Origin of the sequence: Micromonospora sp. C97 (assembly GCF_018070385.1) — a bacterium.
In the GTDB taxonomy this organism is placed as follows: domain Bacteria; phylum Actinomycetota; class Actinomycetes; order Mycobacteriales; family Micromonosporaceae; genus Micromonospora; species Micromonospora parva.
On record NZ_JAGPXU010000037.1, the window covers coordinates 1 to 20,652 of the forward strand.

The 20,652-nt window shown below is 71.9% G+C and carries 19 protein-coding genes; 4 read left to right on the plus strand and 15 right to left on the minus strand.

The features are described from left to right. The 6 genes from KBX26_RS29665 to KBX26_RS29690 all read right to left on the minus strand — a co-directional run. Nucleotides 1–698, minus strand: a 698-nt coding sequence (locus KBX26_RS29665) for an IucA/IucC family protein (RefSeq protein ID WP_282102275.1), incomplete at its 3' end; no start/stop codon positions are given. Beyond that, the gene (locus tag KBX26_RS29670; protein ID WP_210866918.1) at nt 695–2,323 is read right to left on the minus strand and encodes an IucA/IucC family siderophore biosynthesis protein; all 1,629 of its coding nucleotides are present in this window, start codon (nt 2,321–2,323) and stop codon (nt 695–697) included. The genes KBX26_RS29665 and KBX26_RS29670, both read right to left, overlap by 4 nt. Then, a complete protein-coding gene (locus KBX26_RS29675) occupies nt 2,320–3,489 on the minus strand; it encodes an acetyl-CoA carboxylase biotin carboxylase subunit family protein (protein WP_210866937.1) in 1,170 nt (389 codons plus the stop codon). Before KBX26_RS29675 ends, KBX26_RS29670 begins: the two co-directional genes overlap by 4 nt. Nucleotides 3,490–3,539: 50 nt before the next feature. Then, nucleotides 3,540–5,039, minus strand: a complete 1,500-nt coding sequence (locus tag KBX26_RS29680; RefSeq protein ID WP_210866919.1) for an MFS transporter — start codon at nt 5,037–5,039, stop codon at nt 3,540–3,542. Then, a complete protein-coding gene (locus KBX26_RS29685) occupies nt 5,036–6,322 on the minus strand; it encodes an MFS transporter (protein WP_210866920.1) in 1,287 nt (428 codons plus the stop codon). Before KBX26_RS29685 ends, KBX26_RS29680 begins: the two co-directional genes overlap by 4 nt. Further along, nucleotides 6,319–7,029, minus strand: a complete 711-nt coding sequence (locus KBX26_RS29690; RefSeq protein WP_210857397.1) for a siderophore-interacting protein — start codon at nt 7,027–7,029, stop codon at nt 6,319–6,321. Before KBX26_RS29690 ends, KBX26_RS29685 begins: the two co-directional genes overlap by 4 nt. Before the next feature lie 81 nt (nt 7,030–7,110). Between KBX26_RS29690 and KBX26_RS29695 the strand changes: the two genes are divergently transcribed. After that, a complete protein-coding gene (locus tag KBX26_RS29695) occupies nt 7,111–7,671 on the plus strand; it encodes a GNAT family N-acetyltransferase (protein ID WP_210857398.1) in 561 nt (186 codons plus the stop codon). A 17-nt stretch (nt 7,672–7,688) separates the two neighbouring features. On the opposite strand, the gene KBX26_RS29700 is transcribed toward KBX26_RS29695, so the two are convergent. Together KBX26_RS29700 and KBX26_RS29705 are read right to left on the minus strand one after the other, a co-directional pair. Next, nucleotides 7,689–8,300, minus strand: a complete 612-nt coding sequence (locus tag KBX26_RS29700) for a DUF305 domain-containing protein (protein ID WP_247674895.1) — start codon at nt 8,298–8,300, stop codon at nt 7,689–7,691. A 68-nt stretch (nt 8,301–8,368) separates the two neighbouring features. Further along, nucleotides 8,369–10,252, minus strand: a complete 1,884-nt coding sequence (locus KBX26_RS29705) for a sigma-70 family RNA polymerase sigma factor (RefSeq protein ID WP_210857399.1) — start codon at nt 10,250–10,252, stop codon at nt 8,369–8,371. Between the two features lie 319 nt (nt 10,253–10,571). Here KBX26_RS29705 and KBX26_RS29710 point away from each other — a divergent pair, with 319 nt between their 5' ends. Then, nucleotides 10,572–10,757 (plus strand): hypothetical protein, encoded by a 186-nt coding sequence (locus tag KBX26_RS29710; RefSeq protein WP_210857400.1) that lies wholly within the window; start codon nt 10,572–10,574, stop codon nt 10,755–10,757. Nucleotides 10,758–10,989: 232 nt separating this feature from the next. Continuing rightward, on the plus strand, nt 10,990–11,787 hold the full coding sequence (locus KBX26_RS29715; RefSeq protein ID WP_374224344.1) for a SigB/SigF/SigG family RNA polymerase sigma factor: 798 nt from the start codon (nt 10,990–10,992) through the stop codon (nt 11,785–11,787). 6 nt (nt 11,788–11,793) lie between these two features. Here KBX26_RS29715 and KBX26_RS29720 read toward each other — a convergent pair whose 3' ends face one another. Together KBX26_RS29720 and KBX26_RS29725 are read right to left on the minus strand one after the other, a co-directional pair. After that, entirely contained in the window at nt 11,794–12,861 is a 1,068-nt protein-coding gene (locus KBX26_RS29720; protein ID WP_030329428.1) for a DUF2855 family protein, read from the minus strand. 67 nt (nt 12,862–12,928) lie between these two features. Then, on the minus strand, nt 12,929–14,143 hold the full coding sequence (locus tag KBX26_RS29725) for a PP2C family protein-serine/threonine phosphatase (protein WP_307857938.1): 1,215 nt from the start codon (nt 14,141–14,143) through the stop codon (nt 12,929–12,931). A 269-nt stretch (nt 14,144–14,412) separates the two neighbouring features. On the opposite strand from KBX26_RS29725, the gene KBX26_RS29730 reads away from it, so the two are divergent. After that, entirely contained in the window at nt 14,413–15,432 is a 1,020-nt protein-coding gene (locus KBX26_RS29730; protein WP_245233542.1) for an ice-binding family protein, read from the plus strand. A gap of 55 nt (nt 15,433–15,487) precedes the next feature. Here the strand turns inward: KBX26_RS29730 and KBX26_RS29735 are convergent, their stop codons facing one another. From KBX26_RS29735 to KBX26_RS29755, 5 genes are all read right to left on the minus strand, one after another. Then, nucleotides 15,488–16,978, minus strand: a complete 1,491-nt coding sequence (locus tag KBX26_RS29735; RefSeq protein ID WP_210866921.1) for a glycoside hydrolase family 130 protein — start codon at nt 16,976–16,978, stop codon at nt 15,488–15,490. Further along, a complete protein-coding gene (locus KBX26_RS29740) occupies nt 16,975–17,979 on the minus strand; it encodes a hypothetical protein (protein ID WP_036410884.1) in 1,005 nt (334 codons plus the stop codon). Before KBX26_RS29740 ends, KBX26_RS29735 begins: the two co-directional genes overlap by 4 nt. Before the next feature lie 44 nt (nt 17,980–18,023). Further along, entirely contained in the window at nt 18,024–19,160 is a 1,137-nt protein-coding gene (locus KBX26_RS29745) for a glycosyltransferase (protein ID WP_210866938.1), read from the minus strand. A gap of 116 nt (nt 19,161–19,276) precedes the next feature. Next, nucleotides 19,277–20,281 carry a glycosyltransferase family 4 protein gene (locus tag KBX26_RS29750; protein ID WP_210857404.1) on the minus strand — a complete coding sequence of 335 codons (1,005 nt, stop codon included), beginning with the start codon at nt 20,279–20,281 and terminating at the stop codon, nt 19,277–19,279. After that, nucleotides 20,278–20,451, minus strand: coding sequence for a hypothetical protein (locus KBX26_RS29755; RefSeq protein WP_167337273.1), 174 nt, complete (start codon nt 20,449–20,451; stop codon nt 20,278–20,280). The genes KBX26_RS29750 and KBX26_RS29755 overlap by 4 nt, the downstream gene beginning before the upstream one ends. Nucleotides 20,452–20,652: the final 201 nt, after the last annotated feature.

Consider the following 20,652-nt stretch of genomic DNA (forward strand, 5'->3'; position numbering starts at 1 on the left):
ACCAGCGACAGCTGCCAGGGGTGCACCGGCAGGGCGCGGTGCCCGCGCGGGGGTCGAGGCGGGTCGAGCGCGGCCACGAGCGCATCGAACGGTCCGGCGTCGGCGGTCAGGTCGTCCGGTACGGCGAGCCAGTGCAGCCGGAACGCCGTGCGCAGCTCCGGCGCGTACGCCCGCCAGCTGTCCGGGTCGCCGCTGCGCCACTTGGGGGTGGGGTGGTGCGGGTGGCCGAGGACCAGCGACTGCTCGGAGTCGACGTACGCGTCGATGGCGGGCTCACCGGTAGGGGTGGGGTCCGCGGCGGGTCGGTCGGCCAGCAGTCGGGCCACGGTGTCCCGACTGGCCCGGACCTGTTCGACGAACTCGTCATTCGCCAGCCCGGTACGGATGGTCAGCTCCGCCGCGACGAGGGCGGCCAGCCCGTCCGCGTCCAGGTCCGCCCACCGTTCGCCGCCGATGTCCCGCTGCACCGGGCCGGTGTAGCGGTGCGCGCCGATCGCCGAGGCTCGGGCCACCGCGCAGCGCACTGTGACGTCGAGGTGGCGCAGCAGCAGCCGGACGGCACCGTCGACCACCGTCGGGGTGTCACCCGGCGGGGCCAGCTCGCGCAGCAGGCAACCGAAGACGGTGTGCGCGGCGGCCAGGTCGGCGAGCTGACCGGTGTCGGTGGCCGGCCGGGAGCGCAACTGGGCGCTCGTCATCGTGTCTCCCGCAGGTAGTTCGGGCCGGTACGCAGGTAGTACTTGTTGATGTCGGTGCAGCCCAGCCGTTGTTTGGGCAGCAGGGTGCCGGCGGTGAGCATCGCCTTGACGGGCAGGTGGGTGGCGTTCAGGACCCGCTCGGTGAAGGTCCGCCCCGCCGGGCCGTCGCCCCACCGGTCGCGGGCGGCGGCGAGCCGGGGCACCAGCGCCTCGGCCGGTGTCGGCACGGACAGCCCTCGGGCGGCCAGGGCGAGCAGGGGCGCGGCAGCGGCCAGGTGCAGGGTGATGGTGATGAACACGTCGGCCAACTCGTGCGGGTCGCGCGCCCACATCCGGTCGTCGTGCAGGGTGAGACCGTTCGTGCCGTCGTGCCGCGCGTCCAGCCGGGCGCCGTCGTTGTCCTTGTACAGCAGGCCGACGGCGCCGTCCGGGTGCACCAGCAGGTGGATGTTCTGCGGGTGGGCCTCCAGCGCGATCCCGTGCCGGAGCCAGAGGAAGACGTGCCAGTCGAGCAGCAGGTCCAGATAGGACTCCAGCAGTGCGACGGGCCGCTGCGGGCTGATCCGGTCGAGGACCGTGCCGGCCACCGGGTCGGCGGCGGCGAGGGCCGCGACCGGCACCACCTGAACGCCGGCCAGGTCGCGCGGAAACCGGCGGAGCAGGAAACCGCGTCGCTCGTCGCCGTCGACGTGCGCCCAGGTGCTCTCGTCGGCGTGCCGGATCCGGCCGACGAAGCGGGGTTCGGTGCTGGCGATCCGGTCGAGCAGTGCCGCGACGGCCGCGCCGTCGGCGAGCGAGCCCGGTTGCAGGGTGCGTCGGTTGCGCGCGCCGAGACTCGCTGTCGGCAGCGGCAGTTTGAGATGCAGGTACGGGTCGTGGTCGAGTGCCACCGTCCGCATGGAGAGGGTGGGTCGCACCGGGGTCACCGGCAGGTCGACCACCGGGAGCGCGTCGCGTGTCACGGTGAGCGGATGCGCCGGCAGCAGCAGCTGATCCGGTCGCGGCGCGGGCGGCCACCAGGGCGGGAGTTGGCCGGTGAGCCGGACGTCCGTGGCGGGGGCGGCGTACCAGCGCAGCGCGAAGCGTGGAGCGTGCTCCGGGGCGTACCGGAGCAGTTCGTCGTCGCGCAGACCGTGCCGGCACCGGTCGGTGGGATAGACGGGGTGGCCCTGGTGGGCGGCGAGCACGTCGTCCAGGAGCGCCGTCGGCAGGCCGGTCGGGGTGCTCGCCCGTTCGGCGGCCACCTCGGTGAACACCCGCTCCCGGTTCCGGGCGGCGAGCCGCCGGGCTCGCAGGTCGGCGCGGCACTCGACGGCGAAGTCCCGCCAGCCGGCCTCGGCCTCGGCGTTGCCGTGCGGGGCGAGCAGCGTCAACAACCCCTCCAGGGTCTCCGTACGCCGCGCGTCGCCACTGCCGTCCACCAGCAGGACCGTCGGCGCGGAGCTGCGCAGGGCCTGCTGGAACCCGTCCGCCCGGACCGGTATGCGCAGCCGGCCGGCGGGGTGCGACACCTGCCACCAGTCGGGCCCGTCCGGGCGGCCGGCGGTGAGCAGACCGAGGTGATCCTCGCGCAGCAGGGCGTCGAGCACCCGGGTGAAGACCTCGCGCTCGCAGTCGTCGCTCACTCGACGATGGTCCACTGCAGGTCGCCGCGGAGGGCGGCCAGTGACTGCCGGACGGCGTTCTCGTCGGGGCCGATGCCGTGCAGCACGGCGAGGTAGTCGCGGTTGGTGCCGGTGTGCGCGGCGGTGCGGCCCACCTCGCGCAACGGGTGGCAGCCCAACCGGACGTCGCCGTGGACGGTGTCCAGCCGGCCCGGCGCGGCGACGAGACGGCCGGACCGGTCCGCGCAGACGTACTCGACCCGGGCGTGTCGGTCGACGGTGTCGGGCAGGCGCAGGGCGGACAGCGGCTCGCCGAGGTGCAGCCGGATGACGTACTCGAACAGCGGCACACCGAGCAGTTCGGCGAGGATCAGGTCCATCCGGTCACCGATGAGGCGGTAGTTCACCTCGATGAGCCGGACCCGGCCGTCGGAGATGACGTACTCGGTGTGGCAGGCGCCGAAGCCGACCCCGAGCGCGTCGAGTCGGGCCCGGAGCTGGGTGCGCACCGGCTCTGCCGGGGGCGACCAGGCGAGGCTCTCCTCGGTGAAGGTCGGTGGCGGGCCGAGGGCGGTGCGCCACCCGCCGAGGGAGGCCAGCTCGGTGCCGTCGCCGAGGGTCTCGAAGGTCCGCAGTTCACCGTCGAGGTACTCCTCGACCATCAGCGCCACGTCGGGCCGCCGGTTGCGGATCTCGGCGACCCGGGCGACCAGCTCGGCGTGGTCGACCACCAGGTACGCGTCCTCACTGGCCACCCCCTCGCGGGGCTTGACCACCGCCGGGAACATCTCGTTCGGCACCTTTGGCGGGTCTGCGGGGTCGACGGTGACGACGCGTACCCGGTCGAGGCCCGCGGCGGCGATCACCCGGCGGGCGGCGGCCTTGTCCTTGCAGAGACGGGCGGCGTCCGGGTCCTTGCCGGGCAGGCCGAGCTTTCGGGCGGCGATCGCGGTGGCCTCCTGGAGGTGGTCGCTGTTGGACAGTAGCGCCACCGGTCGGCTCGCTGCCGTCGCCGCGACCACGGCTGCCGCGTCGCGGACCGCGCACCGCGTCACCGGCACGTCCGCAGGCCATTCGGCGGGACGGTCGGTCAGCACAGTGGCCGGCAACCCGAGGGACGCCGCCGCCGGAAGGAACCCGTGCAGGACGGCGTCGGTGGGGTTGAGCGCGGTCAGGTAGAGCCGCATACCGCCTCCGTCGACTACCACGATGTCACGATTAGGGTAGCCTACCCTTATTAGGTGGAAATGGTGCGGTCTGCCCGGTGCAGCAGTCCGGCGGCCACCAGACCACCGATCAGCACCGCTGCCGCGCCCACCAGCTGTCCCGTCTCCAGCGCCGAGGCGAAGGCGACAGTCACTGCCTCCCGCTCGGCACCGTCGCGGGCGGCGGCGAGAGCCGCGGGGAACGATCCGGCGCCGGCCACCGCCGCCGGCAGCAGCGCCGCGAACCGGGCGTTCAGCACGGCACCCAGCACCGCGATGCCGAGGCTGCTGCCCACCTCGGTCATGGTGCCGTCGACCCCCGCGCCAGCGCCGGCCTTCGCCGCCGGGATCGCGCTCATCACGGCCTCGACGATGGCCGGGTTGGCCAGCGCGCAACCGGCGCCCATGACGATCAGCCCCGCCAGCAGCACCGCGTACCCGTCGGACGGGAAGAGGGTGACCAGCGCCAGCCCGGCCGCGAGCAGCGTCATACCGACGGCGATGGCGACCGCCAGGCCGAGCCGACGGATCACGCCCGCGACGACACCACTGACGTTGAGCAGCACGATGGACAGCGCGAAGGGCGCCATCCGCAGGCCGGCCTCCCAGGCCGGGTAACCCCGCACGAACTGGAGGTGCTGGGTGAGCAGAAAGAGCGCGCCGGTGGCACCGAACGTGATCAGCACGACTCCGGAGATCGCACCGACGAAGCGCTGGTCCCGGAAGAAGCCCATGTCCAGCATCGGATGTGGAATCCGTCGCTCCCACCGCACGAAGATCCCGAGCACCAGTACGCCGACGATCGCCACACCGATCACCTCGGTCGACGTCCACCCGCGCTCCGGCCCGGAGATGATCGCCCAGACGACAGCGGTCAGACCGGCGGTGGAGAGCACGGCGCCGGGCACGTCGAGTCGACCGCCGGCCGGCCCGCGGGACTCGGGGACCAGCGCGCGACCGACGAGCAGGCAGACCAGCACGATCGGCACGTTCATCAGGAAGATCGCGCCCCAGGGCAGATGGGCGAGGATGGTGCCGCCGATCGGTGGCCCGATGGCGAAACCCAACGCGCTGGTGGCAGCCCAGACGCCGATCGCCCGGGACCGCTCGGCGGCGTCGAAGACCTGCATCGCCACCGCGAGCGTCGAGGTGACCAGCAGCGCGCCGCCGACGCCCATGCCGGCCCGCGCGGCGATCAACTGTCCGCTGGTACTTGCGAGACCGGCGGCCAGCGAGCCGGCCCCGAACAGGACGAGCCCGGCGAGCAACATCCGGCGGCGACCGTACCGGTCCGCGGCGCTGCCGGCGGTGAGCAGCAACCCGGACAGCACCAACGCGTACGCGTTGATCATCCATTGCACCTCGGCGGTGCTGGCGCCCAGCTCGGTGGTGAGCACCGGCACCGCCACCGTCAGCACGGTGTTGTCCAGCACCACGACCAGCTGCGCGACGCACAGCACGGCCAGGATGAGCCATCGCTGTGGCAGTCGTACCGGTGTCGCGGTGTCGGTGGCCGGCTGGACGCTGGTCACGCCACCGCCTTGGCGCCGTCCGCTGCGGGCCGCTCGACAGCTGCGTCGGGGGTCGACCGGCCGACGGGCAGGCCGGCGGTCGGGCTGGGCCGGTGCGGGAATCGCCGCTGGTGGGCGAGGCCGAGGACGACCCCGGCGGCCACCAGCACGATGGCCGCGACGGCGACCGCCGGATAGCCGACCCGCTCGGCCGCCGCGAGACCGATGGATGACGCCACGAACGAGCAGACCAGGCCGAACGACGACAGGACGGTGAAGTCGGTGCCACCGGTGTCCGGTCGCGAGTAGTCCATGTTGACCGTGTAGAGCACGACGTTGGCGATGGTGTAGGCCACCATGAAGCAACAGAGCGCGGCGACCGTCCCACCCAGCGGCGCCTGGCCGTTCATCAGGGGCAGCAGCAGCAACGTCGACACCGTGAGCGCGAGGCCACCGGCCACGAGCACGCCACCGCGCCCGAACCGTCCGACCCCGAGCCCGGCGACCAGACCCGCGACGATGGCCGGGGCGCTGGTCACCACGCCGGTGACCACGCCGATCCGACCCAACGACCAGCCGGCGTCGACCAGAGCGGGGGTGACCAGGGCGTACGCCATTCCCGCGCCGACGTAGACCAGCGGCACCACGCCGAACGTCCACCACCGGCAGCCGGGCTGCCCGAACACCGACAGCAGCGCCCGGTAGGCAGTGCCGATCCGGGCCACCCGATCGGTACGGGGAGGCTCCCGGAACCGCCACACCACCACCAGGCCGACCGCCGTCATCGCGACCAGCAGCCCGATCGCCGACGCCCAACCGAACTGGTCGTAGACCAGGACGCAGGCCCCACCACCGAGCAGGTTGCCGAGGTAGCTCGCGGCGACCTGGATGCCGTTGCCGGTCCCCCGGGCCGACTCGGCGAGCATGCGCACCGCGACGGCGTCCACGGCGATGTCCTGGGTGGCCGAGAAGAACACGTACGCGGCGCAGATCGCGACGATCGGGCCGAGCGCGTCGGCCGGGCTGGCGAACGGCAGCAGCGCCAACAGGGCCAGCACCAGGGCGCTCTGCAGGACGAGCAGCCAGGAACGGTAGTGGCCGCGGTGCCGGGAGCCGTACCGGTCGAGGATCGGCGCCCAGAGGAACTTGATGGGCCAGATCAGGCCGACGATCTGCAACAGCGCCAGCGTGTCCAGCGAGGTGCCGCCGTCGCGCAGGATGGCGGTGAGCCCGACGGTGATGAAGCCGACGCCGAGGTACTGGGTGACGTACAGCGCGGTCAGGGTGCCGAGCCGGCCCTTCATGCCGCTTTCCAGTAGCCGAGGGAGGTCAGGCGGTCCTTGTCGACGCCCAGCGTCTTGCGCAGGTGTCGGGTGATGCCCCTGGTGGTGGCCGCCTCGCAGGCCACCCAGTAGTGGCCCGTGTCGCCGGTCGGCAGGGCGGCGCAGACCGTGTCGACGAGATGTTGCCCCGCGTCGCGCCGAGGCACCCAGGTGACCTCGTGGTGCGCCCGGGCCCGCAGCGCGAGCGCCTTCTCGCCCTCGTGGGCGTACTCCAGCCAGACCGTGGCCGGGATGTCGGCACCGGCGTCGAGCAGGCTGTTCACCGCGGGCAGGGAGGCCGCGTCGCCGACGAGGTAGAGATGGTCGGGCGCGGGGTCGGGCAACTCGAACGCGCTGCCCTGGACGGTCGCGCTGATGGTGTCGCCGACAGTGGCCGTGGTGGCCCAGCGGGCCGCGCAGCCGTCATGGATGGCGAATTCGAGGGTGAAGCGGCCGGTGGCCGGGTCGGGGTCGACCAACGTGTAGGCGCGCTGGTGTGCCCGCCCGTCGTTGTCGAACCACAGCCGGATCCACATCGTCGGGTGCACCCCGCACGCCTCCAGCAGCCCGCCCCCGTCCAGGAGAAGCCGCTGGTAGTGCCCATCGATCGACTCGGTGCTCAGGACGGTCAACCGAAAGTCCCGACCTCCCATGGCCTTGAGGACCAGGGCCTCCCAGTTCCGCTTCACGCACCCCTCCAGGTAAGGTCATCCTTGGTTAGGGGAGGTTAACCTAAGTTGCGCCCCGGATGGAACAGAGGACAGCGCCCGATGACGTACCAGGAGAAGATCGCCGGCCTCGGCGAGCTGTCGTTGGTGACCGTGAACCCCGACCGGGACGCCGCCCTCCTGCACGGCTGGGTGACCCTTCCCCGCAACTCCTTCTGGGGCATGGGTTCCCACACCCTGGAAGAAGTGCGCGAGATCTACGCCTTTGTGGACAGCCTGCCCACTCACCACGCGTACCTGATCTTGATCGACGACGAGCCTGTGGGCCTCTTCCAGACCTATCAGCCCGAGGCGGACCCGGTCGGCGAGCGCTACCCCGTCCAGCCCGGCGACGTGGGAATGCACCTGCTGCTCAGCCCCGACCGACGCCTCGCCCGCAGCCTCACCAACGCGGTCGGCCCGGCCGTGGCCCGCTTCCTGTTCCGCGATCCGGCCGCGCAGCGGATCGTGGTCGAGCCGGACGTCCGCAACCACCTCGCCCTGCGCCGACTGGAGATCGAGGGCTTCACCCTCGACTCGGAGATTGACATGCCGGACAAGCGGGCCCAACTCGCGTTCCTGACGCGCGCCCGGTTCGCGGCGAGACACCAGACACCGGCCTGACCGCCGACGCCCACCGACTACTGGCTGGTGGCGGTGGGCGCGCCGAGCCGATTGTCCAGCGCGCTCAGCTCGGCGATGCGCGCCTGTTGAATCCGGCTGGCGAACGCCTTCAACTCCGGGCTCCCACCGGCGGTCTGCTCGCCCCGGCACAGCACCACTGTCTGCGCGAGGTGCGCCCGGATCAGCGCGGCGGCGCGGGACGGCACCTCGACGTCGGGGGCGGCACGCAGCTCGGCGAGGCTGGCCTCGGTGACCATGCCGGGCATCTGGTGCCCCTCGTGGATGTTCAGCTCCGGCACATTGTCCGCGGCCAACAGCCCACGCAGGTCCCGCAGCTCGGCCTGATGAGCCGTCCGAAGCTCGCCGAGGAGGGCCCGCAACGACGGATCAGCGTCCGCCGGCCGGGTGTCGAGCTGGTCGATCAGCGCGAGCGCGCCCTCGTTCATCGGGATCAGCAGTTGGATGAAGGCGTCGTCGGTGCCGCTGAGCACCACCGGCACGGTCGGCACCGCGGCGGCCGGTGGGCTGGTTGCCGACGAGGACACCGGGGCCGGTTCGGTTCGTCCCCAACCGTTGGTGAGCCCGACGGCCAGCGCGGTCGCGACCACTGTCACGACGACGCCGACCATCCGACCGGTCCGGACGCGAGACCCGGGACGCTCCGCCATGATCTGCTCGGCCCTCCGTTCGTCGGCGCTCAACGGGCGGCTTGGAACGCGCGGCCGACCGCTGTCGCCTCGGTCCCGTCGCGGAACAGCCCGGACCGGTCCTGGTCCGTGGCGGGGAGCCCGAACCAGGCGTAACGCTGCAGGTACGGGAGTTGCCCGAGCATGGCGGTGGCCGCGGTGAGGAAGGCCGCCTGCTGCTCCGGAGAGGGAAACTGCGAACCGCCCCCGCCGAAGCGGATCAGCGCGAACTCGGTCAGCCAGATCGGCTTCCGGTACCGCTGGTAGACAGCCTGTAGGTACTGCCGGAGTTGGGCCACGGCGGTGGCGGTGGTGAAGTCGGCACCGAACCAGTGCAGCGTGATGAAGTCGACCCGGTGGCCACGGGCCTGCGCGCCGGTCATGAACCTGTCCAGCCAACCCTGCGGGTCCGGCGCGCCCCAGGCGACCGCCGGGCTGCCCAGCCTGCTGCCCGTCGCCATCAACTGCGGCCACAGGTCCAACGCCTGCTCGACGGTCATGTTCGCCTGCTCGGCCAGGTCCGGCTCGTTGAAGGTGAGCAGGTACGGCCCGGCGGCCCTGGCCCGCGCCAGCTCCGTGGCGGTGACGTTCTCCGCGCTGCGGATCATCGGCACGAACGTCGCACCGCGCGGAGTGCTGATTCCCGGGTGCTGGGTGCCCCAGGTGTAGTACCAGCCGGCCTTGGAGTTCGCCAACGCCTGACTCGCCCCGGCGAAGTTCCACACCCCGACGCCCTTGCGCGCGGAGCTGACCACCGGCGGCACCGGCGCTTTCGACGCGGGTCGTGCGCTCGGCGGCGGTGCGACGCTCGGGGTGACGACTGCGGTGGGTGCCGCGGACGGCGGCGCCGCCCAGGAGGGTGCGGACGGATCGTCCGGCTGGATCACCACCGCCATGGTGATGGCCAGGACGGCGGCGGCCACCCCGGCGACGAGGGACGGCACCAGGCCACGGGGCCGGTTCGCCGCGAGGCCGACGACGCTCTGTCCACTACCGCCATCGGTGGGCGGGGTCGGCCCGGCGGCGGGTCCGACCGCCGGGCTCGGCGGGGCGACGGCCGACGCGGCGGCCGCCGGGGCGGCCGCCGGGGCGGACACGTTCGGCAGGTGGGCGCCGAGACCCGCCGGCAGCGGCAGCAACGGCAGGCCGGCGAGCAGGCGGTCGATGGGCAGGAGCGTGCTTCCCAACCGGACACAGAACGCGCAGTCGCGGACGTGTCGAGCCAGTCGCTTGCGCCACAGCGAGCTGGGTGTGCCGTCCCACTCGGCGGTCACGGCGCCCAGTTCCGGGCAGCCGGGGCGGGCGCGGAGCGCGCGTACGACGGCGCGGGCGCTCTGGATCTGCTCCTTCATCCGGTGGATCCGCACCGCGACGTGCCCGGGTGACAAACCGAGGGCGTCGGCGACCTCGTTGCGGGTGATCTCGCCGGTCTCCTCCAGCCACCACAGCGAGAGCAGTTCCTGGTCGTCCGGGTCGAGCCAGCGGGTCGCCTCGGCCACCTCACGTCGTTGGTCGGTGAGGCCGAGCCGGAGAATCGTCATCCCCGCGAAGTCGGAGGCGGGGTCGGGCACGTTGTGGATCGCGTCGAGCCCGGCGTCGCGGTTGAGCGCGACGCGTCGGCGCGTCTCCCAGTCACGCACCTGCCGGATGGTGATCGCCACGAGCCAGGACCGGTAGGCCGCCGGGTCGTTGAGCGCGGGCAGGTACCGGATCACCCGTACCAACGTCTCCTGGACCACGTCGTCGACGTCGGCGTGCCCGCGCAACGCACGCCCGACGATGTTGTAGACCAGCGGGAGCGAGGCCGTGACGACGTCGTCGAGAGCGCGCTGGTCGCCCTGCCGGGCCGCGACGACCAACCCGACATCGGGCAGTGCTCGACCGGCTGACGACATGCGTCTCACTCCTCGTGTGCTCGTCCGCGCGGTGCCCACGCTGGGTGCGCTGACCGCCCTCAGGATCGGAGACTCGCGGCAGCGGGTGGGATTACAGAATTCCCGGGCGGTCGGTCCGCCACAAGCGACGCGGGTTCGCCGGCGGCGCATACCGGGCGACGATGCCGGGTATGGTGCGGGGTGTCGGTGTCGCCGGGCGTTCGCCCGTGCACGGGACACCCGCATTCGGGCGCCAGCGTGTGCGCCGACGCGTCACCAGGTCGCACGGCCGATGTTGCCGAGGCCAGACGCACCCCTCTCGTAGAGACAGGATCCCCGCATGACACCGAACGACAACGGTCGACCCGTCCTGTTCCTCGCCACCTCCAACGGCGAGGCGTTGGACGGACCGGCGGTGACCTTCGACAGCAGCGAGGAGGCGATGCGGCAGCTGCGCCACCCGTTCGCGGTGCGGTCGGCCTCGCCGGCACCGGCCGCCGTCGACGCCCCGGACCAGCGCGGCTGACCCGGCGGCGTTCTCCCGCGAACGCCAGGACTCATACTTTCGGTTGGGAAATGGTCGGCCTTTCGGGTAGTGTGCGAGGCATCACGTGAACGACATGACGCGGCGGCGAGGCCCGTGCTCGTGGCCTTGCGACAGCGCACCTTCGCCCGTATGTGCGCTCCGGCGGTAGCCGGTTCGGAGACCCTTCCGGTCGATCGACGGGCCTGCGGGAAGGACCACCCACGTGGCCACCATCGTCGACAACGCGACCAGCACCCGCACCGACCAGCGGAGCATCGACCAGAGCCCGGATGAGCTCCTCGCCGAGATGAAGGCGACCCCGGCCGACGACCCCCGCCGGCCAGCCCTGCGGGACCGCGCCATCGAGGCGTGGCTGCCGCTCGCCCGGCACCTGGCGCGCCGCTACGGCGGACGCGGCGCACCCGACGACGACCTGGCCCAGACCGCCTTCGTCGGGCTCATCAAGGCCGTCGACAACTTCGACCACAGCCGAGGTGTCGACTTCAGCGGATACGCCATCCCCACCATCATCGGCGAGATCAAGCGGTACTTCCGGGACCGCACCTGGGCGGTCCGCGTGCCCCGCCGCCTCCAGGAGCTGCGCCTGTCGATCAGCGCGGCGAACAGCACCCTGATCCAGACCCTCGGCCGCTCGCCGACCGTCGCCGACATCGCGTCCTACCTCGACGTGTCCGAGGAGACCGTCCTGGAGGGGCTGGAGGGTGCGCGCGCCTACCGGGCCACGTCGTTGTCCACCCCGGTCGGGGCCGACGGCAGCCGGGAACTCGGGGACACCCTCGGCGACGACGACCGGGCCTTCGACCTTGTCGACCTCCGCATCGCCCTCGGGCCGGCCCTCGCCACGCTGCCGGAACGCGAACGACAGATCCTGAGCCTGCGCTTCCACGGCAATCTGACCCAGGCCCAGATCGCCGACCGGATCGGCGTATCGCAGATGCACGTGTCCCGGCTGATCACCCGCTCGCTGGCCGCGCTGCGCGGCCAACTGAGCGAGGACATCGCAGCCTGAGCCCGGTCAGAGCTGGACGACGTGGCCCACCCGTGGCGGCGTACGACCGGCCAGAACGTCGAGCCACGCGTGTTGCAGCGCCGTCGGCCCGGCACCGACCCGAACGTCGAGCCACCCGCTCACCACGGCGGCGAAGCGTTGCCACGCCGCGGTGAACCGCTCGTCGAGCCCGTCGCGGCCCCAGTCGTGGCTGCGCTTGCGCATCTGCACCGGCGCGAAGAACACCTCCTCGGCGGCGTCGGCGTTCGGCGTCTGGTTGGTGAGCCCGACAGCGATGTCCCGGACGAGCCGGTCACCGAGGCGCCGCCGCAGGGCGGCACGGGTCGAGGGCGCGCCGGACAGGTCGAGGTAAACGGTCGGGACCACGTCGAGGGCGTCCATGTCGTCGTACGACACGACCTCGTCGTAGCAGCCGAGCGACCTGGTGAAGGCCAGGTTGCCGGGTGAGGTGAGACCGACCAGGCGCGGCCCGCGCCGGTGCATCTCGAACGCGGCGGCGTACGCGGTCTTGCTCGACGCCGACGACACCAGCAGCGCCTCGGCGCCGTAGAAGTCGTTGTCGACAACCTGGTCGGCCAGCATGAACGAGGTGAAGAAGAGCGGCCGGAACAGGATCAGCAGATCCTCCTGGTCGCGCTGGTACGCCGGGTCGCCGATGGTCGACCGGTACGCGTTGTACGGCGACGGCAGCTCGACCCGGTGCGGGCTCGCCTCGCGGAATCCGGACCCGTCCACCCGGTCCGGCCGCACCACGAGGTGACCGGCGGGCGGGAGGTAACCGTAGATCCGTTGCCCCACCTCGACCCCCGCCACCGCCGAGTCGACCACCTCGGCGAAGCCCCAGAGCGGCGGCAGCCCCCATTGCGGTCCGAGCCCCTGGGCGGCCGGCGGGAAGAACTGCCAGTAGCGCATCGCGTCACCGAGCACCGCGTAGGTCACGTTGTTGGCGGTGAGGCCGACGCGGTCCACGCGCAGCAGCGCCTCGCCGTCGGCCACGGCGGGGATGGGGCCATCGACGAGCGCGGTCTTCCCGAGGTCGTCCCGAGCCACCGCGAAGGTCCATGAGTCAGCCATGAGGTGACGCTAGACAGCCCTGCAATCGGAGACAAGTGCACTGCGAGTGCAAAATCCCACTGCTCGCTCAGGAGCCGGCGGCGGCGAGGCCGCGCAGGTGCGCGAGCGGCAGGTGCGGTGGCCGCCACTCCACGAACAGGGCGGTAGCGTCATCCTCCAGCTGGTCGTCCTGGTAGCCGACGACCGCGCGGACCAGCCGACGCATCGTCTCCGGGCTGGGCAGCCCGTCGTTGAGGGCGCGGTTGACGAAGTCGACGAGCCGGTCCAGTCCGAACTGCTCACCCTGCGCGCTGCGGGCGTCGGTGATGCCGTCGGTGTAGGCGAGCAGGCGGTCACCCGGGTGCAGATTCTCCACGTGCACTCGCGGTCGGCGAGCGGACAGGTGACCCAGCCCCAGCGGCAGAGCCGTCGGCCCCGGAAGTTCCCGGACGGCCTTGCCGTCACGCAGCAGCATGGCACCGGGATGCCCCGCGTTGATCATGCTGAGGTGGCCGGTCCGACGGTCCAACTCGATCAGCAACCCGGTGGCGAAGAAGTTCGGATGCTCGGACCGCACCCACCGGTCGATGCTGATCGCCGTGTCGACCAGGTCGAGGCCGCATCGACGGGCGTTGCGGTACGCGCTGACCACCAGCGAGGCGAGGGTGCTCGCCTTGATGCCGTGCCCGCAGGTGTCGAAGAGCCCGACGCTGAGCACGTCATCGTTCAACGCGTAGTCGAAGATGTCGCCGCCGACGTCGTAGCACGGTTCAAGGATGGCGGTGACCACCAGGTCGTCGGTGGCGAAGGTCAGCGGTGGCAGCAGACCCCACACGATCTCGGCCGCGACCTGCATCGGCATCCGCCGCCGCATCCGCTCGACCACGTCACCGTAGGACCGGCGGTTGACCAGGATCTGGGCGACGTTGACCGCCACCTCCCAGGCCGGGCCGTCCATCGTCTCGTCGGCGGCGGCCGGCGAGACGATCTCCAGTACGCCCATCCGCTCGCACCCGAGCAGCAGTGGCACCCACACCCGATCCGGACTGTCGGGCGCGCGCTGGATGTCGAGGGTGGTGAAGGCCCGGCCGGCGAGCGTCGTCTCGATCGGCAACTGGTCCCGGTCGAGACCCGCGCCGAGCAGCGGGACGAGGAGGGTCTGCTTGTAGTCGGCCAGATAGATCACGATCTCGCTGGCACTGATCATGGGCGCGGCCCGGGCCACCAGCCGCGACACCTCGTCCGGACCGCCCTGGGGCGCGTTGAGCTGCAACCAACGCACCACCTCGCCGACGTCGGCCACGCTCCACCTCCCCCTGTCCTCCCCGATCGCAGGAGCACGTAGTGCGAGCGGTGAGGCTACCTCGCCCCGCCGCGGTTCTCGTCGGCCGATCGTCCGCGCCTGACCGGTGGCCCACCTTTCACCCCACCCGCCCCATCTATCTCGCTGGTTTTGCGTTTTTTGCGAAGTACTCGTGCAAAAGTCCGATAAGCAAGACCCCTGTGGATGGTGCGGCCTCCAGCCGCCGCACAACTGGCGTCTGGTGAGATGCCTTCGCGAAAGGGCACGTCGTGACAACCAAACTATTCAGCCATCCGGGACGCGCGGCCATGTCCGCACTGGCGGCCGTCGCCGCCAGCGGCACCGCCGTCGCCGTACTCATCTTCAGTGGTACCGGGGCGAGGGCCGCCGAAGCACCGGTCGACCTCGGCACGGCGGCGAACTTCTCCGTGCTGGCCGGCACCACGGTCACCAACACCGGGCCAACATTCCTCGCCCAGAGCCTCGGCGTCAGCCCCGGTAACACCGCGCCCGGCTTCCCGCCCGGCATCGTCGGCGGTGAAATCCACCTCGGCGACGCCGTCGCCCTGCAGGCCAAGAACGACCTGACCACCGCCTACAACGACGCCGCCGGCCGGACTCCGTTCACCAACCTGCCGGCCGAGCTGGGCGGCACCACGCTGCTCCCCGGGGTCTATCGGATCGGTGCCGCGCAGCTCACCGGCACCCTGACGCTCGACAGTCAGGGTGACCCGGCGGCGGTGTTCATCTTCCAGATCGCCTCGACGCTCGTCACCGCGCCCAACAGCAGCGTCGTGTTCATCAACGGGTCCTCGCCCTGCAACGTCTACTGGCAGGTGGGCAGCTCGGCCACGCTCGACACCGGCACCCGGTTCATGGGCAACATCCTGGCCCAGACCTCGATCACCATGAACACCGGAGCCACCCTCCAGGGCCGGGCTCTGGCGCAGACCGGCGCCGTCACCCTCGACACCAACACCATCAACGCCCCCGTCTGCCTCCAGCCGACGGGAACGCCCACCCAGACACCAACCGGCACCCCGACCGGCCAGCCCACGGGCACGCCGACCGGCACACCGACCGGGCAGCCCACAGGTACGCCGACCGGGCAGCCCACGGTCACACCGACCGGGCAGCCCACGGCGCGGCCCACCCGCACAGCGCTGCCCGTGACCGGCAGCAGCGGCGGTGAAGCCCTGCTGCCCGTCCTGACCGGCATCGGCAGCGTCGCCGTCGCCACCGGCGCGGCCCTGCTGTTCCTCTACCGACGCCGCAGGTCTGAGTCCTGACCGATGCGCCCCGGCGGCGGTGACTCACCCGCCGCCGGGGCAGCACCACCGGTGCTCATCCGTGCCGGTTGCCTGATGGTGGGGCCTCGACCATCGCGCTGAGGAGCGCGGACAGCGGCACGGCGGCGAATCCCACCCGCGCGTCACTCGCGCCGTACGGCACCCACAGCTCACCGTCGTGCACGAGCGCGCCGCAGGAGTAGACGACGTTCGGCACGTACCCGTCCCGGTCGTCCTCGTCGGGTGCGAGAAGCGCGCCGGGCAGGTGGGCGACGACCCGCTCCGGGGTGTGCAGGTCGAGCAGGAGCGCACCGATGGCGTACCGACGCATCGGCCCGACACCGTGGGTGAGCACGAGCCAGCCGACGTCGGTCTCGATCGGTGATCCGCAGTTGCCGACCTGGATCAACTCCCAGCTCTCGCCCGGTGCGTGCAACGGGGTCGGTGCCTGCCAGCGGTTCTCGCCGTCCAGAGCGGTCAGGCCGATGGTCTCGCCGTCGGCACGGCACAGTGCCAGGTGCCGACCGCCGACGGTGCGCGGGAACAGCGCCAGCCCCTTGTTCCGGGCACCCGGCCCGCGCATCGGAGTCATCTCGAACCGGCGCAGGTCGTCGCTGGCCAGCGCGCGGGTGGCGATGGTCCGGCCGTCGTAGGCGGTGTAGGTGGCCCGGTACACCGGCCCGGATTCGTCGACGAAGCGGACGAACCGGGCGTCCTCCATGCCGTTGCTCTCCGCCGGGGTGGCTGGCCACAGCACCCGTTGGTGCAGGACCGTGTCCGCGGGGAAGGCCGTGGCGTAGCTACCGGCGTTGGTACGACGCAGTTGTTCGACGGTCCCCAACCCGGTGCTGCGGGAGAGCAGATCCGGTGGCAGGTTGCCGAGCACCCGCTCGAAGGCGACCTCGTCGTACCACTCGGGCAACGCGTCCAGCACCGTGGCTGCGACCTCGTTGTCGCAGTCCTTCTCGGCCAGGCCGGCAACGAGCAGGTCTCGGCGGTACCGTACGCCCGTCCGTTGCCCGACGGCCAACGGCCCGGTCCGATCGGCGATCGTGAGCCGGTCCCCCGGTCCGACGATCGCGGAGGCGAAACCGATCGAGGACACGTGGCCCTCCCCGATCTGGCGCAGGCTGATGGCGACGCGCAGCTGCCCGGGGCCGAGATCGGTCTGGTCCGGGTGGGCCACCATCGATGGGTTGCACAGGGCGGCGGCCTCGACGGCGTACTCGTGGCTGAAGTAGGCGCCCACCAGCAGCCGGCTGTTCGGCGAGAGGTCGCGGGCCTGCGCGGCGCGGTGCCGGACCAGGTCGTAGTGGTGGTGGAAGGTGCCGGCCAGGTCGCGGTGCCGGGCGCCGAACCGGTCGAGGGTGTCCCGCAGCAGCCGGGCGGTCTCCTCGTCGTCGAGGTGCGCGACCCGGTCGATGAGCGCCTGCGCGCGGGTCCGTACCACAGCGGCGTCCTCGCCCGGGACGAAGAGCTTGACGATGACGCGGCGTGGGTCCGGGGTGAGGGTGACGTCCTGCCGGACGGCCAGACTCCGGGTCACGACCACCGCCGGGCGTGCTGCAGGGTGGAGACGAGCGCGAGGGTGGACTCGGCACCCTGGTTGAGGTTGGGCCCGTGCGAGGTCAGCCCGTCGTAGCCACCGCCGGTCGCGGGATCCCACATCGGCGTGCCGAGGTCGTTGTCGCCGAGGAACCACCCGACCGCCTGCCGCACCCCGTCGTCCCACACCGGGTCGCCGGTGACCACGGCCGCCGTGGCGCAGGCGTCGGCGAAGGCGGCGACCTCGATCGGCTGCTGGTCGTGGTGCAGCCGTACGGCGCCGCGCCGCCAGCCCCCGGCGGGTACGACAGACAGCCGGCCATCGCGGAGCTGGACATCGCGCAGCCAGGTCAACATGCGCAGGCCGTCGTCGAGGGGCGGGCCACCCTCGCGAAGCTGACTCGCGGCGATGACCACTTCGGCGAGGGCGGCGTTGGCGTACGTCAGCTCCTGCCGGGGCCACGGCCACCCGCGATCGGGGGCCGGCGGGCCGATCGTGCTGGCCGCGTCCGCCAGCAGGGACGCGGCGGCGACGTGGCCGGGGTGACGACGAAGCACCTCGGCCGCGCCCAGACCGGCGAAGGCCATCGTGTGCGGGGCCTTCGTCCGCCGGGTGGCGCCCCGGCTGAAGGCGACAAGCGCCTCCTCGCGTACCCATGCGGCGGGGCTGCGGGCGACGGCCGTGCCCAGGCCCCACAGAGCTCGACCCCACCAGTCGCCGAGCCCTGGTTCGTCGACCCAACGCCGGTCGTGCCCGAGCCGGTTGCGGAACGCGCCGCCGTCGTCCTGCGCGTGGGTCAGGAACGCGAGGTACCGCTCCGCCAGCCGGAGCAGTTCCTCGCTCGGCTCCGGCTCACGGCTGACGACCACCAGGCCACGCGCCACGTCGTCGGTGCAGTAACCATGCTCACGCCGGACGATGGCGTGCCGTGCGTGCTCGAACAGACCGGTGTCGTCGCTCAGCCGAGCCAGGTGCGCGAAGCTCGGCGCGGGTGCCGTCACCCAGCGCCCAACCGTCGAGGTCCGGGGGCGCCCGGTGGTCGCCGTCACGCCGGCACGGCGCTGACGGCGGGAGAGCGGGCCTCGACGAGCTCGTCGGCGAGGGCGCCGTAGCGGGCCGCTACCGCAGGCCAACGCAGGTGCGCGGCCAGCGGACGCACCCGCCCGGCCAACCGGGCGGCCAGGCCCGGTTCGATCAGGACCCGTCGGATCGCCTTGGCCAGTGCCGCCGGGTTCTGGTGGGGTACGACCAGACCGGGCCCACCGGTCAGCAGTTCGACGGCGTGCGGGAACGCCGTCGCCACGACGGGCACCCCGGCGGCCACCGCTTCGATGAGTACGCCGGAGGTGACCTGTTCGCGGGAGTCGTAGGGCAGGACGACCACGTCCGCGGAGCGGATCAGGCGGCCCAGCGCCTCCTGGTCGTGGTAGACGTCCTGGTAGTCGACGGCGTGCGCGACGCCCAGCTGGGCACCGAGCTGGTGCAGCCCCGCCCGGTACGCCTCACCGTGGTGCTCGATCACCTTCGGGTGGGTCCGCCCGGCCACCGTGTAGGTCGGAGTCGGTTCCAGGTCCTGCAACCGCGCGAGGGCCCGCAACGACCACTCGATGCCCTTGCCCGGCCCGAGCAGACCCCAGGTCAGCAGGTGCGGGCGGGTACGCCTGTCGACGGGTACACCGGCAAGCTCGGCCGCGCCGTGCGGAATCACCGTCACCTTGCCCGCCGGCACGGCGTACCCGACGAGCAGCCGGTCGCGGGCTGTGTCGGTCATCGTGACCACCGCTCCGGCGGTCGCCACGATCTGCTCCAACAGGGATTTCTGCCGAGCCGAGGGCTGACGGAGCACGGTGTGCAGAACCACGATGCTCGGCACGCTCAGCCGCCGCAGCAACGGCAGGACCTCCTCGCCGTCGGCGCCGGGGTAGATGCCGTACTCGTGCTGGACGAGGGCCACGTCGTACGCGTTCAGCGCGGCAGCCGCCTCCCGCCAGCCGGCCGGGTCACGCGCCGACCAGGTGTGCACCACCCCGGGCGCGGGCCGCTGGTCGTCGCCGTGATCGGTGACGCGGACGATGCCACCAAGGGTGCCGTCGGCAGTCAGCTGAGCGGCGAGGGACGCGTTGAAGGTGGCCAGTCCGCACCGGGTCGGTGGGTGGGTGCTGAGGAATCCGTAGCTGGGCATGTACGTCGGGCCTTCCGGTAGTCGGCCACCGCAGGAGTACGCGGTGAGCCTCACGCGGGAACGGCGCACGCCGGTCAGCGTGTGTGACCGGCGGAACGGAGAGCGGTGCGGCTCAGTCAGGTGAGGAGGAGCTTGTCGTAGACGGCGAGATAGTCGGTGACCATCCGTTCCGCGCTGAAGCGCTCCAGAGCCCGCGCCCGACACTTCACCCGGTCGAGGTCGGCAGCCTGGCTGATCGCCTCGACGGCCTGGTCGACGGTGGAGACGAGGAGACCCGTCACTCCCTCGTCGACGACCTCGGGCATGGACCCCCGCCGATAGGCGACGACCGGCGTGCCACAGACCATCGATTCCACCACCGACAGCCCGAACGGCTCGTCGAAGGCGATCGGGTGCAACAGCGCGGTGCTGCCACCCAGCACCTCGGCACGCCGTCGCGGGCCCACCGACCCGAGGAAGACGACCTGGTCGCCGTCGATGTGCGGGGCGACCTCTTCGGCGAAGTACCGCTCGTCCTGCACGATCCCGCAAATCGTCAGGGTTCGGCCGGCGCGGCGGGCGATCTCGATCGCGGTGTGGGTGCCCTTGTCCCTGTGGATCCGGCCGAAGGCGGCCAGCCCAGGACCGGCCTCGCTGGTGAACGGCAGGCCGGCGACGTCGACGCCGTGATACACAGTGGCCACGTAGTCGAGCTCCGGCGCCCGGTCGGCGTCGGAAATCGACACGTACGACGAGCGGGCGCGGCTATAGGCGGGCAGGATCCCCGCCCCGGAGAAGCCGTGCACTGTGGTCAGCAGCGGCGCGCGGCAGTGTTCCGCGAACGCCAGGGGCAGCCAGTCCAGGTGACTGTGCACCAGGTCGAACTGCGCCGAACGGGCCATCGCGTGGGAGACGTGCATCGCCTCCCACACCCGACCGTCCAGGTCCGGGTCGTCCGCGTACCCCCGTGGGCAGACGCCGTCGAGCTGGGCGGAGGTGACGGAGTCCAGTGTCGCGAAGAGCGTCACGTCGATCCCGCGCCTGACCAGCCCCTCGGCGAGCAGGCCGGTCACCTGCTCCCACGGGCCGTAGTGGTGCGGGGGCGTACGCCAGGCGACCGGTCCGAGCAGCGCAATCCTCAAGGGGAGGACGCGTCGACGAGATCAGCTGGGTTGAGGTTCAGGGTGGCGAGCAGCCCGGTGTGCTTGGCCGGGTCGACGCGCTCCGGCAGCTCGCGCTCGACCCAGTCGGCCCGTGCCTGCTGCCCCCGGTCGCGAAGTGCGGTGACGATCCTGTCTCTGGCGATCCTCATCTGGTGCTCCCCTGGTTGAGGTGTTTAAAACGATCATTCGCACGGACAGTGGTGTGCACGCGCGGTCGGATCCGGACCACCAACCGTTCCAACCGCGACGACGGGCGGAACCGACGGCCGGGATGTGGTCGGCGATCGGTCAACACGACCAGCGAGTCGCGGCGACGGGGATGACGTTCGGTAACGCCCCTGATGGGCTGG

Bases quoted from the DNA above. Each gene is read 5' to 3' on its own strand.
- KBX26_RS29700 (WP_247674895.1), bottom strand. From the start codon at position 8,300: ATGGTCGGCGTCGTCGTGACAGTGGTCGCGACCGCGCTGGCCGTCGGG.
- KBX26_RS29675 (WP_210866937.1), bottom strand. From the start codon at position 3,489: ATGCGGCTCTACCTGACCGCGCTCAACCCCACCGACGCCGTCCTGCAC.
- KBX26_RS29720 (WP_030329428.1), bottom strand. From the start codon at position 12,861: ATGGCTGACTCATGGACCTTCGCGGTGGCTCGGGACGACCTCGGGAAG.
- KBX26_RS29710 (WP_210857400.1), top strand. From the start codon at position 10,572: ATGACACCGAACGACAACGGTCGACCCGTCCTGTTCCTCGCCACCTCC.
- KBX26_RS29705 (WP_210857399.1), bottom strand. From the start codon at position 10,252: ATGTCGTCAGCCGGTCGAGCACTGCCCGATGTCGGGTTGGTCGTCGCG.
- KBX26_RS29695 (WP_210857398.1), top strand. From the start codon at position 7,111: ATGACGTACCAGGAGAAGATCGCCGGCCTCGGCGAGCTGTCGTTGGTG.
- KBX26_RS29755 (WP_167337273.1), bottom strand. From the start codon at position 20,451: ATGAGGATCGCCAGAGACAGGATCGTCACCGCACTTCGCGACCGGGGG.
- KBX26_RS29745 (WP_210866938.1), bottom strand. From the start codon at position 19,160: ATGCCCAGCTACGGATTCCTCAGCACCCACCCACCGACCCGGTGCGGA.
- KBX26_RS29685 (WP_210866920.1), bottom strand. From the start codon at position 6,322: ATGAAGGGCCGGCTCGGCACCCTGACCGCGCTGTACGTCACCCAGTAC.